The organism is Parabacteroides sp. AF17-3, assembly GCF_003635445.1.
Taxonomy (GTDB): domain Bacteria; phylum Bacteroidota; class Bacteroidia; order Bacteroidales; family Tannerellaceae; genus Parabacteroides; species Parabacteroides goldsteinii.
In genome coordinates this window covers 102,283-115,485 of sequence record NZ_QTMM01000019.1, presented here as the reverse complement: position 1 = coordinate 115,485, position 13,203 = coordinate 102,283, and the positions used below count along the sequence as shown (strand labels likewise).

Here is a 13,203-nt window from a genome sequence, read left to right as displayed (position 1 = left end):
CTGCCTGCGTTGTTTTTGAATAGAATCATGTACATTTGTAACAAATAAAATACAAGGTATATGAATAAGATTCTGATAAAAAACGCTCGCATTGTGAATGAAGGCCGTATGTTTAAAGGCTCGGTCCTTATTGATGGAGATAAAATAGCAGAGGTGTTCGAGGAAGTTGTTCCCGAAACTGCCTCCAATGTACAAGTTATCGATGCTGAAGGAAAGCTCCTGTTACCGGGAGCAATCGACGATCAGGTACATTTCCGTGAACCGGGCCTGACACATAAAGGAGACATCGCTAGTGAAAGCCGTGCGGCCGTAGCTGGCGGTGTCACCTCTTTTATGGATATGCCGAATACTAAGCCTCAGACTACCACGATAGCCGATCTGGAATGGAAGTTGCAGCGCGGAGCGGAAACATCTGCCGCCAACTACTCTTTCTTCTTCGGCGGAACGAATGATAATATGGACGAGATCCGTAAGCTGGACCGTAGCCGTGTGCCGGGGTTGAAGCTGTTCCTCGGTTCTTCCACAGGCAACATGCTGGTGGATAAGAAGGAGAGCCTGGAACGTATCTTCGGTGAAGCGGATATGCTGATCGCCATCCATGCGGAAAAGGAAGAAGTGATCAAACGTAATATCGCTTACTATACAGGATTGTACGGCGAAGATCTCGACATCTCTTTCCATAGCAAGATCCGAAGCGAGGAAGCATGTTATGCCTCTTCATCCGAAGCTGTCGAACTGGCTACCCGCCTGAATTCACGTTTGCATATCCTGCATTTGTCTACTGCCAAAGAACTGACATTGCTGAGTAATGAGATTCCTTTGAGCGAGAAGAAGATTACCGGCGAGGTGTGTGTGCATCACCTTTGGTTCCATGACGGCGATTACGCTAAGTTCGGTAACCGAATCAAATGGAATCCGTCTATCAAGACGTTGGAAGACCGTGTCGCTTTGCGCAATGCCGTTAATGATAATACAATAGATATCGTAGCGACCGACCATGCTCCGCATTTGTTATCGGAGAAAGAGGGCAGTTGTTTGAAAGCGGCTTCGGGCGGTCCGTTGATTCAGCATTCGCTGGTTGCCATGCTGGAGATGGTGGCAGAGGGTTGCTTCACGTATGAAAAAGTGGTGGAAAAGATGGCGCATATGCCGGCAGACCTGTTCCATATCGACCGGCGCGGTTATATCCGTCCGGGTTATTATGCCGACCTGGTCCTTGTCGATCCGGAGAAGAACTGGATGGTGGCTCCCGAAAATATAGTATATAAATGCGGATGGGCACCTTTTGAAGGGACTACCTTTCATCATAGTGTCAGCCAGACTTTTGTCAACGGACAGTTGGTGTATGACAATGGCGTCATAAACGACGAAGTCCGGGGGATGGAAGTGAAATACAACTAAAATACAAACCAGTATGTATAATGTATCCCTTCTCGCTTTTACCAACTAGCCTACCACACTTTGGTAGGCTCGCTTCCAAGGCGTAGTAGTGTGGCTTCCAATCCGTGGAAGAGATGCTACCACGCCGTGGTAATCAGGTAAGGATAAAATCGTAGAGGTCGCGATACTCGTCGAAGCGCAACTCGTCTGTATAGCCGTGCCGGCGGAAGAGGTTGATGATCCATTCCTGTTGCTCGGGTGTGAGAAGGCGTTCGCCGTTGTGGTAGCGGTAGTAGGTGGTGTTTCCACCCAAATACGTCTTGATACGGTCGCGCAGAGGCGTATCGTCTTTCTTCTTCACCTCGGCAAAGAGGGCACGGAAACCGTAGGCGGCGTGGATAATACGTGTCTGCTTATAGCACACGCAGGTCGCGCCTTGACGGGCTGTGGGATAGACGGCAGGCCCTGTCACCCAGCCTTCGGGGAGGTGCTTCCCAGCGAGAAAACGAGCGCAACTGTCCGACTTCGGGCAGTCGCTTTGGAAGCAACGGCAGTAGGAGGGAGGAATTTGTTCGGGGGTCAATAGGATGTTTGTCTCCATTGTATTCATATTATTCGTTTCCTGTTTCAGTGAGTAAATAGCTTCTTGATGTTTTCTGTCCAACCGTCAACAACCGTATTAATGTGCTCTTTCCCTGAACTCGGAGGGCGTTACGCCCTCTTTCTTTTTAAAGAAGGTTGAGAACTGACCGGCATTTTCAAACTTCAGGCTGTAAGCAATCTCCGATATGTTCAGGTTACTTCCTGTCAGGAGTTCTTTTGCCCTCAATAGTTTTTGTTGTAACTGGTATTGAGCAGGAGACACGCCGGTATATTCTTTGAACATACGGCGGAACCAGGAGTATCCCAGTCCCAGTTGCGAGGCGATCTCTTCCGGTGACACGGGGTTTTCTACCTGCTCTTTCATCAGAATACGGGCCTCGTTGATTTTGTCTACTACATATGTATTAGTAAAAGCGCCATTCTTTTTCTTATAATAAACAGTACCCATTATATGAAGGACGATACTGGATATCATCTGCTGGTATCCGGATTTTTCCTGCATGGCAAACTTTAGTATATCTTCATATAATCCTACGATAGTAGCACTTAAACCGATTCTATGAAGCGGCTCTTCTTTCGTGAAGAAACGTTTTTCCACTCGTTTGTCGATATGTATTCCACGGAATCCTACCCAATATTCATCCCATCCGGTCTCTTTGTCCGGATAGTAGCTGTGCCATTCTCCCGGAAAAAGCAGGATCATGGTGCCGGCTTCTATCTTTTGCTGTTTGCAGGATTGGGAAGAGAAGTAGCCGCTTCCTTTCGTTATATAGACAAGCTGGTATTCCTTCAGGATACGTCCTGTCTGCGGTTTGAAATTATAACTGTCCGGATGACCGGATAACGGATATTGACTTTGGGGTGGAATGAATTGGTATCCGATCGTGGTGACCGTAATCCCCCAGTCTTCATCAGACGCTCCGATAGTCAGGTAGCGTATTTGATTATTTGCGTGTTTATTCATGTCAGAATTGAAAGGTTTAAAATCATTTTCGTAAGCAAAGATAGTAAATAACCTTTTACTTTTGCTTCTGTAAAACAAATAACTTTGTTGCAGGCATGAAGAAACATAACTTTTTAGCATTTGACATAGGAGCCACAAGCGGGAGAGCCGTTTTGGTGTCATTAATGAATGGCAAATTTGAAATGCGGGAACTTCACCGCTTCCCTAATAACCTGTTGGAATTGCACGGGAAATATTATTGGAACATATATAATCTGTATGAGGAACTGAAGAAAAGTCTTTCCCTTTGTGCCCGGGAAGATATCCCGGTCGATTCGATCGGCATCGATACCTGGGGAGTTGATTTCGGTTATCTGGCTTCGGATGGTTCTTTACTGGGGTTGCCCAGGGCGTACCGCGATCCGTATACGGAAGGTGCATTGGAGGAATATTTCCGCCTGGTGCCGCGTGAGGAAGTCTACCGGCTGACCGGTATCCAGTTTATGAACTTTAATAGTCTCTTTCAGCTGTTCCGTGCCCGGAAGGAGGATTTTGCACCTTTGAGAAATGCTGAAGAAATACTTTTCATCCCTGACCTATTGTCTTATCTGTTAACGGGCAAGAAGGTGTGTGAATATACGGATGCTTCCACATCCCAGTTGCTTAATCCTGTTACGAAACAATTTGAACCATCCCTGCTGGAGGCGGCAGGAGTTTCGCCGTCTATCGTGCGGCAGGTGGTGATGCCGGGAACGCTTGTCGGGGAACTGACGGATGCCCTGGCGGAGGAAACCGGCATTGGCAAGATACCCGTTATTGCTGTAGCCGGGCATGATACGGCTTCTGCCGTAGCTGCTGTTCCGGCCAGGGATGAGCATTTTGCTTATCTGAGTAGCGGGACCTGGAGCTTGATGGGGATTGAAACGGAAGAACCGATCATAACGGAAGAATCCTATAAGAATAACTTTACAAACGAAGGCGGTATCGAGGGAACAACCCGCTTCCTGAAAAATATTACCGGCATGTGGTTATTGGAACAATGCCGGAAAGAGTGGGAGAAGGCCGGGCGTGCTTATGCTTATTCTGAAATCGTGGAGCTGGCCGGGCAGGCTGTTCCCTTTGTACGTTTCGTAGATCCGGACGATCCCCGTTTTGCTAATCCGACGTGTATGACAAAGGCTATTGCCGGTTATTGTGAGGAAACAGGGCAGCCTGTTCCTGAAACGGATGCCGATTTTATCCGTTGCATCTTCGAGAGCCTTGCACTTCGTTATAATGAGGTGATCCGGATGTTGAAGGGAATGGCGCCTTTCCGGATCGATCGGTTGCATGTGATCGGCGGAGGTTCGAAAAATAACCTGCTGAATCAGTTTACGGCGAATGCGATCGGCATGCCGGTGATTGCCGGCCCGTCGGAAGCAACGGCGATCGGGAACAGTATGGTACAGGCACGGTCTGCCGGTATCGTCTCCACCCGTTGGGAAATGCGGCAGTTGATAGCTGATTCTATTCAGACCGAAACATTCCTGCCGCAGGATGAGACTGTTTGGAAAGATGTTTACGACCGGTATTTACAGGTTGTAAAACGATAATAATTAAGATAAATAAAGACCAGTGTGATAGTAAAAGTCAGCTTGTTCCCGCGCTTGACGCGGGATCGCATGAGAACCGGTCATATGAATATCGAATCGATCAGGCCTGTTTTTATGCGGCCCCGCATCGGGTGCGGGGACAAGGGCTTTTATATATTTGGAGTAAAATAAAGTATTAACAATATCAATAATTAAAAAGCATACCATGAATACTGAAAAGAAAGTAAAAGAAGCATTTGATTTGGCAGCCGAACGTTTTGCTGCTGTAAACGTTGATGTAAACAGTGCACTTGAAAAGTTGCAGAAAATCAGTCTTTCACTCCATTGCTGGCAGGCAGATGACGTGACGGGATTCGAGAATCCGGACGGCTCGCTTTCGGGCGGCATACAGGTGACCGGTAATTATCCGGGCAAAGCGCGTAATATAGATGAAGTTCGCGCCGATATCCTGACAGCAAACTCTTTTATCCCGGGAACTCATCGCTTGAACCTGCATGAAATCTATGGCGATTTCGGAGGAAAGAAAGTGGATCGCGATGAAGTGGAACCTGCCCATTTCCAAAGTTGGATGGAGTGGGGGAAAGAGAACAATATGAAACTCGATTTCAACTCCACTTCTTTCTCACATCCTAAAAGCGGAAACCTGACGTTGGCTAATCCGGATGATTCGATCCGTAACTTCTGGATCGAACATACGAAACGCTGCCGTGCGATCAGTGAGGCGATGGGTGTTTACCAGAACGATCCCTGTATGATGAACCTCTGGATACATGATGGTTCTAAGGAAGTGCCGGCAAGCCGCATCAAATACCGCCAGTTGCTGAAAGATTCGCTGGACGAAATCTTTGCAACGGAGTATAAGAACATGAAGGATTGCATCGAAGCTAAATTGTTCGGTATCGGACTGGAAAGCTATACGGTCGGTTCTTACGATTTCTATCTGGGATATGGAGCTAAGAATAACAAAATCGTAACGTTGGATACCGGACATTTCCATCTGACGGAAAGCATTGCCGATAAGATCTCTTCCATGCTGTTGTTCACTCCTGAGATCATGCTTCATGTGAGCCGTCCGATCCGTTGGGACAGCGACCATGTGGTTGTATTGAGCGATGACCTGCTGGACCTTTCCCGTGAGATCATCCGTTGTAATGCATTGGACCGTGTACATATCGGACTGGATTATTTTGATGCTACGATCAACCGCATAGGAGCTTATGTGATCGGTTGCCGTGCCACACTGAAAGCATTCCTGCAAGCCTTGCTTGAACCGTCTGCTACTTTGCAGCAATATGAATCGGAAGATAAACTGTTCCAGCGCCTGGCATTGCAGGAAGAATTGAAAAGCCTTCCGTGGACTGCCGTATGGGATATGTACTGTTTGAAAAATAATGTTCCTGTAGGGGAAGATTACATTGCAGAAATAGAAAAATATGAAGCGGAAGTAACAAGCAAGCGCAAATGAATATACTGATAGGCTTACTGATTATCGCCATCGGCAGTCTGGGGCAAAGCAGTTCCTACGTGCCGATCAATAAGGTGAAAAACTGGAGTTGGGAGAGCTTCTGGCTGATCCAGGGTATTTTTGCCTGGCTCGTTTTCCCTTATCTGGGCGCACAACTCGCTATTCCGGAAGGAAATAGCCTGACTGAACTCTGGAGTGCCGGTGGAAGTACCGGCGCTGTAATCTACGGAATGCTGTGGGGCGTGGGAGGTCTGACATTCGGTCTTAGCATGCGTTATCTGGGAATAGCCCTGGGGCAGAGTATCGCTCTTGGTACCTGTGCCGGATTCGGTACGCTTTTTCCGGCAGTATTCGGGGGGACGGATTTATTTCATGGCGACGGACTGATCCTTTTGCTGGGTGTTTGCGTAACGTTGGCTGGTATCGCAGTGATCGGTTATGCCGGTAGTCTGCGTGCCCGCAACATGACGGAAGAGGAAAAGAAAGCGGCTGTGAAAGACTTTGCCCTGACGAAAGGTTTGCTGGTTGCATTGTTGGCGGGTGTGATGAGTGCCTGTTTTAATCTGGGCCTTGAATCCGGAACTCCGATACTGGAAAAAGCGAAAGCCTCTGGTGCAAGCGATTTGTTTGCTTTGAATCCGGTGATCCTGTTGGTAACAATGGGTGGCTTCCTGACGAATGCAGCCTATTGTATCTTCCAGAATATAAAAAATAAAACAGGGAAAGATTATTTCTCCGTTCCGGGTAAGATATTATTGAATAATGTTTTATTTTGTGCGCTGGCAGGAGTTCTTTGGTATTCACAGTTCTTTGGATTGGGCATGGGAAAGAGCTATTTTTCTGACTCTCCGGTAATGCTTGCCTTTTCATGGAGTATCCTGATGTCGCTGAATGTCATATTCAGTAATGTTTGGGGAATCATATTGAATGAATGGAAAGGTGTTAGCAGGAAAACGATTATCGTATTAATTACCGGTATGGGAATACTGATATTCTCTTTGCTGTTACCGAGTTTATAGATGACTTTTCGGGAATACCCGAAGCAATTAATATAGAAAAAAATGACAACAATTGGAAACAACAGCCTTTTGATGGCTGAAATTGGCCGTATCGCTGAGGTGGCTGGCTATCTCTGGACAAAAGGATGGGCCGAAAGAAATGGAGGAAATATATCTGTTAATCTAACCGGTTTACTGACACCGGAAGAAATGGAATTGCCGGCACTTGCTCCTGCTATTCAGTTGCAGGAAGCGATGACCGCCCTTGGAGGACATGTATTTTATGTGACCGGGACAGGCAAACGGATGCGGTATGTCGCACAGGATCCGTTCGTAAATGGTTCGCTGATCCGGATAGCACCGGACGGAAAAAGCTATGAGATCATTGCCGAACAACCTGTCGCCCCGACATCCGAACTGCCGTCTCACCTGATGATGCACAATTATCTCCGTTCCTTGGGACGTGATAACAAGGTCGTTTTGCATACGCATCCGACAGAACTGATCGGTATGACGCATTGTAAACCATTCCTCGATTCGCAGGTGATCACCCGGACATTATGGGGCATGATCCCCGAATGCCGTATCATCGTACCGAAAGGTGTCGGTATTGTCCCTTATGAAATACCGGGAACGATCGAACTGGCACATGCAACGATCAAACAACTGGAAAAACATGATGTTGTATTCTGGGAAAAACATGGAATCCTGGCGGTCGGTGAAGATCTGATCGAATGTTTTGACGCAATCGACACCTTGGCAAAATCTGCTCAAATCTATCTGAGTGCCCGCATGGCCGGCTATGAACCGGCAGGAATGACCGACCAGCAGTTGGATGATCTGGTTCCTGCTTTTGGGTTGTAGTTCCTGTAGCGTGTGAGGTTCAAAATTAGAAAGAAATGAGCTATCCCGTTCCCGTGTTTGATACGGGATCGCAAAGGCACAGACCGTATCCTATATGTATCTTTTGATATTGCTGGTTCTTCTGCGGCCCCGTGTCAAGCACGGGGACAAGATAGCTCATATCTGATAATAACTAAACCTGTCCATAGAAGCAAATTGATTCATTATTGATAATACCATGAAAAAGATACTTATACTTCTTACTCTTTTATGTTCCCTGCCGGTACTGGCCCAGCAACGCGACAGCCGGGTACGCGAATATCTTTCCCCGACGCGTATTGTCTGGCAACAACATAGCGAATTGATAAAAGATGGTGATAAACTGCTCCTGCCGGGTAACGGACAGGCAGAATTAACAGATCGTGCCCTTTGCAAGATGACCAGTACGTCAGAAGAGCATCCGGCCCTTTTGTTTGATTTCGGGAAAGAACTTCAGGGAGGGATTCAGATTGTGACCGGTGCTTTTTCCAATAAAAGCCCTATAAAGATGCGTGTCCGTTTCGGAGAATCCGTCAGTGAAGCCATGTGTGAAATTGATGGGAAGAACGGGGCCAGTAATGACCATGCAATACGTGATTTTGTTGTCACATTGCCCTGGTTGGGTGTGCAGGAAGTCGGTAATTCAGGTTTCCGTTTTGCCCGTATAGACCTGATGAGCGATTCTACGGAAGTTTCCTTGAAAGAAATCCGTGCTATTTCTACATTCCGTGATATCCCGTACAAAGGTTCTTTCCGAAGTAGTGACGAACGGCTGAATAAAATCTGGCAGACCGGTGCTTATACGGTTCATTTGAATATGCAGGAATATCTCTGGGACGGTATTAAGCGTGATCGTCTGGTCTGGTTGGGTGATATGCATCCGGAAGTGATGACCGTAAATACTGTTTTCGGTTATAACGAAGTCGTCCCAAAGAGCCTTGACTTGATCCGTGATGTAACGCCTCTTCCCGCTTGGATGAATGGCATCAGCGCCTATTCGATCTGGTGGTTGCTGATCCAGCGTGACTGGTATTATCACCATGGAGATGTGGCTTACCTGAAAGAGCAGCAAACTTATATGAGCGACCTTCTGCGCCTCCTGATTTCTAAAGTGGATGCAGACGGACGTGAGAAACTGGATGGATGGCGTTTCATGGACTGGCCGTCAAGTGAGAATCAGGTGGCGATCGATGCCGGTCTGCAATCGCTGGTTCTGATGGCTATGAGGGCAGGCGATGAATTATGTACAACACTTGGTGACGATGTGTTGGCATCCCAATGTCGTGAAACGGCGAAGAAAATGGAAAAGGCGGCTCCGAAGGTGATCAAGCCTTTGTTGAAATCTAAAATAGCACCGGATGCTCCGGGCTCAAAACAGGGTGCGGCTTTATTGGCCCTGGCTGGTTTGATGAAACCGGAAGAGGCAAACAGTAAATATCTGTCAGTAGGTGGGGCACGTGGATTCTCTACTTTCTACGGATATTATATGTTGCGTGCAATGGCTGCTGCCGGGAATTATCAGGGAGCGATCGATGTGATTCGTCAGTATTGGGGAGCGATGATCGACCTGGGTGCTACTACGTTCTGGGAAGATTTCAATATGGACTGGCTTCCGAATGCAGCACGTATCGACGAACTTGTGCCTGAAGGGAAAAAGGATATTCACGGTGATTATGGTGATTATTGCTATAAAGGTTTCCGTCATAGTTTGTGTCATGGCTGGGCTTCCGGTCCGACATCATGGCTGAGTGAATATGTATTGGGTGTTCAGGTGGTGGAACCGGGATGCCGCGCAGTCCGTATCACCCCGCATCTGGGCGATTTAAAATGGGTGGAAGGAACTTTCCCTACTCCGCAGGGTGTAATAACGATCCGTCACGAAAAAGGAGCGGACGGTAAAGTGAAAAGCGAAGTAAAGGCTCCGGACGGTGTGAAAGTCTATCTGGAGAATTAAATAAAATTGATAACCTGTAAAAGCGATCGTATTATGAAAAAGTATCTCTTATTGTGTGTATGCGCCGGATTTTTGGCCTCGGCAGAAGCTAAAACGAAAACGGACTGGAAAGCAAACTGGATAAATACGGAACAATGCCAGAGTGCGAGCAATACCTGGCTGGCCTATCGTAAAACGGTAACTTTGGCTGAAGTTCCTCGGACACTGACCGCACATATTGCAGCCGACAGTAAATATTGGTTATGGATCAACGGTCGGATGGTGGTGTTTGAAGGAGGCTTGAAACGCGGTCCTTCTCCTTATGATACTTACTACGATTCGGTAGAGATTGCTCCTTACCTTACGTCGGGGGAAAATACGATCGCTGTTTTGGTGTGGCATTTTGGTAAGAACGGATTCAGTCATGTGAACAGTGGACTGGCAGCCTTGTTATTTGAGGCGATTGCTCCCGGCATAGAGATTGTATCCGATAAAAGCTGGAGTTGTAGGGTATATGATGCTTATCAGAATACCGGTGCTCCTTATCCGAACTATCGCCTGTCGGAAAGCAATATCCGTTTCGATGCCCGCAGAACATTAGAAGGATGGAACCAGCCTGGCTATAAGAATACGTTTCCCGGAGCCGAGATCGCTGCAGTGGTTGGTAAAGCGCCTTTGGGAAACCTGGTTGAACGTCCTATTCCGCTTTTTAAGGATTTTGGTTTAAAGGAGTATCCGGGTGTCCGCCGGTCGGAGAGAGGCGATACCCTGTTCTGCCGTTTACCTTACAACTGCCAGTTTACACCCTATCTGAAAGTGGAGTCGGCGGAAGGTGCGACAATCCATATGCAGACGGATAATTATCGGGGTGGAGGACCAGAAAATATCCGTGCCGAATATGTCACCCGCAACGGCATACAGGAGTATGAAAGTTACGGCTGGATGAGCGGTCATGAGATGTGGTATATTCTTCCCGAAGGAGTAAAAGTACTGGAAGTTAAGTATCGTGAAACCGGCTATGATACAGAGTTTGCCGGATCGTTTCAATGTAACGATTCTTTCCTGAACGAACTTTGGAAACGTTCTGCGAGAACATTATATATAACGATGCGTGACAATTATATGGATTGTCCCGAACGCGAACGTGCTCAATGGTGGGGAGACGAGGTGAACGAGTTGGGAGAGGCTTTCTATGCACTTTCTCCTTCTTCCCATAAACTGGCCGTTAAAGGCATTTATGAACTGATGAACTGGCAGCGTGCCGACGGCTCATTGTTTGCTCCTGTTCCTGCCGGTAACTGGTCGAAGGAGTTGCCTTTGCAGATGCTGGCTTCGGTGGGTTGGTATGGTTTCTATACACAGTATTATTATAGCGGAGACAGTACATTTATTCCGGTTATTTATGACCGCCTGCATCGTTATCTGCATGAAACATGGCAGGTCGATAAGAGTGGCCTGCCCATCGAACGCAGTGGTGAATGGAGTTGGGGTGACTGGGGCGAACAGATCGATATGGGGGTATTGACGAACTGCTGGTATTATCTGGCACTGAAAGCAGAAAAGGAATTTGCACTTCAACTGGGTAAGAAAGCAGATGCAGAAGAGATCACCCGTATGATGTATAGTATTGAGAAATGCTTTAATACGAAATTCTGGACCGGCACTGCATATCGTTCTCCGGGTTATCATGGCAAGGATGACGACCGTTCGCAGGCTATGGCCGTTCTATCCGGTTTGGCGACAAAAGACAAGTATCCCGCCATACTGAAGGTCTTGAAAAAAGAATATCATGCCAGTCCCTATATGGAAAAGTATGTATTGGAAGCACTTTTTCAGATGAATGCCCCGGAGGTTGCCTTGCAGAGGATGCGTGACCGGTATGCCGGTATGTTAAGTTATAAGGATTATACCACCTTGTTTGAAGGTTGGGGAGTCGGCGCTGAAGGTTTCGGAGGAGGTACGATCAACCATGCCTGGAGCGGAGGACCGCTGACGCTGCTGAGCCAGAAAGTGTGTGGTATTGAACCGACATCTCCCGGTTTCCGTACATTCCGCATAAAACCTCAGATGGGTTCTTTAACGGAAGCATCGGCATCAGTACCTACCCATTACGGGGATATAAAAGTGAAATTACGCAAGTCAGGACGTACTATATTAATGGAAATACAAGTTCCGGAACAGACGAGTGCAGAGGTCGTTTCGTCGAAAGGAAAGATACAGCAGATAGGCTCCGGAACCTATAATTTAAAGTGCCCCTTTTAATCGGGGCACTTTTTGTATTAATTCTGACGAATATATTTAAGGTTTATATATTGTTTAATAATCTCACATTATCTACTTTTGCGGCGGAGAATAAATGGTTATTAATCAATGGCAAAAAGAAAAGGCAAAGCAAAATCGCGGAAAAAGAAGAATCAGGGGGCATCTTTAGTTTCTGTAATCAGGCGTATATTTGTTCTTGCGGCCTTAGTGGTTATCTGTTTTATCGGCCTGTTATATGTGTTTAACTATTTCTATCCTACTTCCGGTAAGAAGCCTGTGGCGGTGGAACAGAAGAAGCAGCCTGCTGATCCTGTAAAGGAAAAACCGGCAGATAAAAAGCCTGCCATTGTTCCCCCTCGTCCGAAAACAACTACTTTTAAAGTTCCGGCAAATGCCGAAATCCCTAAATTGAAGGCTAAACGTTCCGAGCAAGTGATCCGTCACGAAGGGTATACCGTATCCTACAATTCAGATTATAAGATTGCCAACTGGGTAGCTTACGAGCTGACTGCCGAAGAGGCGAAAAGCAAAAAGACGGAACGTTCTAATAAATTCGTACCGGACCCGATGGTAAAAGGTGCGACAGCAACAAATGAAGATTATACCCGCACAGGTTACGACCGTGGTCATATGGCTCCTGCCGGTGACATGAAGTGGTCGGCAAAGGCAATGCGTGAATCATTTTATTTCAGTAATATCTGTCCGCAGAAACCGGCGCTGAACCGGGGCATCTGGAAAGAACTGGAAGAGCAGAGCCGTCTATGGGCGAAAGATTACGGATCTTTGCTGATTGCTACCGGTCCTGTAATTACGGACAATATGAAACGGATGGGAAAGAATCAAGTAGGTGTTCCTGACGCGTTTTACAAAGTGATTTGTTACGTTTCGGGAAGTGAATATAAAGCAATTGCGTTCATTCTGGAAAATAAGGATTATAAAAAAACTTCTTTGAAGTCAATGGTGATACCTGTCGATAGTGTGGAAAAAGTAACAGGAATTGATTTCTTTCCGGCTGTTCCCGATGAACAGGAAAGGGTAATGGAAGCAAAAATAGATTGGGACAGTTGGTCCTTTTGACACTAGTAGTTTGTACGAGCAATATAGAAATAAGACAAGCAAATGTAAGTAGCAGCCGTTCGGTTCCG

Annotated in this window: 10 protein-coding genes; 8 read left to right on the top strand and 2 right to left on the bottom strand. The window is 46.9% G+C overall.

The genetic code is table 11. From position 1 onward, the window contains the following. Nucleotides 1–60 precede the first annotated feature (60 nt). Nucleotides 61–1,401, top strand: a complete 1,341-nt coding sequence (locus DWW91_RS22855; protein WP_122329002.1) for a dihydroorotase — start codon at nt 61–63, stop codon at nt 1,399–1,401. 133 nt (nt 1,402–1,534) lie between these two features. On the opposite strand, the gene DWW91_RS22850 is transcribed toward DWW91_RS22855, so the two are convergent. Both DWW91_RS22850 and DWW91_RS22845 read right to left on the bottom strand, forming a co-directional pair. Beyond that, nucleotides 1,535–1,981 (bottom strand): DUF6078 family protein, encoded by a 447-nt coding sequence (locus DWW91_RS22850; protein WP_122329017.1) that lies wholly within the window; start codon nt 1,979–1,981, stop codon nt 1,535–1,537. Between the two features lie 78 nt (nt 1,982–2,059). Beyond that, nucleotides 2,060–2,947, bottom strand: a complete 888-nt coding sequence (locus DWW91_RS22845) for an AraC family transcriptional regulator (RefSeq protein WP_007656161.1) — start codon at nt 2,945–2,947, stop codon at nt 2,060–2,062. A gap of 95 nt (nt 2,948–3,042) precedes the next feature. Here DWW91_RS22845 and DWW91_RS22840 point away from each other — a divergent pair, with 95 nt between their 5' ends. From DWW91_RS22840 to DWW91_RS22805, 7 genes are all read left to right on the top strand, one after another. Then, nucleotides 3,043–4,518 carry a rhamnulokinase family protein gene (locus DWW91_RS22840; protein ID WP_122329001.1) on the top strand — a complete coding sequence of 492 codons (1,476 nt, stop codon included), beginning with the start codon at nt 3,043–3,045 and terminating at the stop codon, nt 4,516–4,518. A 205-nt stretch (nt 4,519–4,723) separates the two neighbouring features. Then, nucleotides 4,724–5,983: an L-rhamnose isomerase gene (locus DWW91_RS22830; RefSeq protein WP_046147273.1), complete on the top strand. Its 1,260-nt coding sequence runs from the start codon at nt 4,724–4,726 to the stop codon at nt 5,981–5,983. After that, nucleotides 5,980–7,002 carry an L-rhamnose/proton symporter RhaT gene (gene rhaT, locus DWW91_RS22825; RefSeq protein ID WP_007656164.1) on the top strand — a complete coding sequence of 341 codons (1,023 nt, stop codon included), beginning with the start codon at nt 5,980–5,982 and terminating at the stop codon, nt 7,000–7,002. The genes DWW91_RS22830 and rhaT overlap by 4 nt, the downstream gene beginning before the upstream one ends. Nucleotides 7,003–7,044: 42 nt before the next feature. Further along, on the top strand, nt 7,045–7,845 hold the full coding sequence (gene rhaD / locus DWW91_RS22820; RefSeq protein WP_122328999.1) for a rhamnulose-1-phosphate aldolase: 801 nt from the start codon (nt 7,045–7,047) through the stop codon (nt 7,843–7,845). Between the two features lie 217 nt (nt 7,846–8,062). After that, entirely contained in the window at nt 8,063–9,817 is a 1,755-nt protein-coding gene (locus DWW91_RS22815; protein WP_122328998.1) for an alpha-L-rhamnosidase C-terminal domain-containing protein, read from the top strand. A 33-nt stretch (nt 9,818–9,850) separates the two neighbouring features. Then, nucleotides 9,851–12,058: an alpha-L-rhamnosidase C-terminal domain-containing protein gene (locus DWW91_RS22810; RefSeq protein ID WP_122328997.1), complete on the top strand. Its 2,208-nt coding sequence runs from the start codon at nt 9,851–9,853 to the stop codon at nt 12,056–12,058. Nucleotides 12,059–12,166: 108 nt separating this feature from the next. Then, on the top strand, nt 12,167–13,135 hold the full coding sequence (locus tag DWW91_RS22805) for a DNA/RNA non-specific endonuclease (RefSeq protein WP_122328996.1): 969 nt from the start codon (nt 12,167–12,169) through the stop codon (nt 13,133–13,135). Nucleotides 13,136–13,203 lie beyond the last annotated feature (68 nt).

Coding starts and splice junctions, on each gene's coding strand:
- DWW91_RS22855 (WP_122329002.1), top strand. CDS start 61: ATGAATAAGATTCTGATAAAAAACGCTCGCATTGTGAATGAAGGCCGT.
- DWW91_RS22850 (WP_122329017.1), bottom strand. CDS start 1,981: ATGGAGACAAACATCCTATTGACCCCCGAACAAATTCCTCCCTCCTAC.
- DWW91_RS22845 (WP_007656161.1), bottom strand. CDS start 2,947: ATGAATAAACACGCAAATAATCAAATACGCTACCTGACTATCGGAGCG.
- DWW91_RS22840 (WP_122329001.1), top strand. CDS start 3,043: ATGAAGAAACATAACTTTTTAGCATTTGACATAGGAGCCACAAGCGGG.
- DWW91_RS22830 (WP_046147273.1), top strand. CDS start 4,724: ATGAATACTGAAAAGAAAGTAAAAGAAGCATTTGATTTGGCAGCCGAA.
- rhaT (WP_007656164.1), top strand. CDS start 5,980: ATGAATATACTGATAGGCTTACTGATTATCGCCATCGGCAGTCTGGGG.
- rhaD (WP_122328999.1), top strand. CDS start 7,045: ATGACAACAATTGGAAACAACAGCCTTTTGATGGCTGAAATTGGCCGT.
- DWW91_RS22815 (WP_122328998.1), top strand. CDS start 8,063: ATGAAAAAGATACTTATACTTCTTACTCTTTTATGTTCCCTGCCGGTA.
- DWW91_RS22810 (WP_122328997.1), top strand. CDS start 9,851: ATGAAAAAGTATCTCTTATTGTGTGTATGCGCCGGATTTTTGGCCTCG.
- DWW91_RS22805 (WP_122328996.1), top strand. CDS start 12,167: ATGGCAAAAAGAAAAGGCAAAGCAAAATCGCGGAAAAAGAAGAATCAG.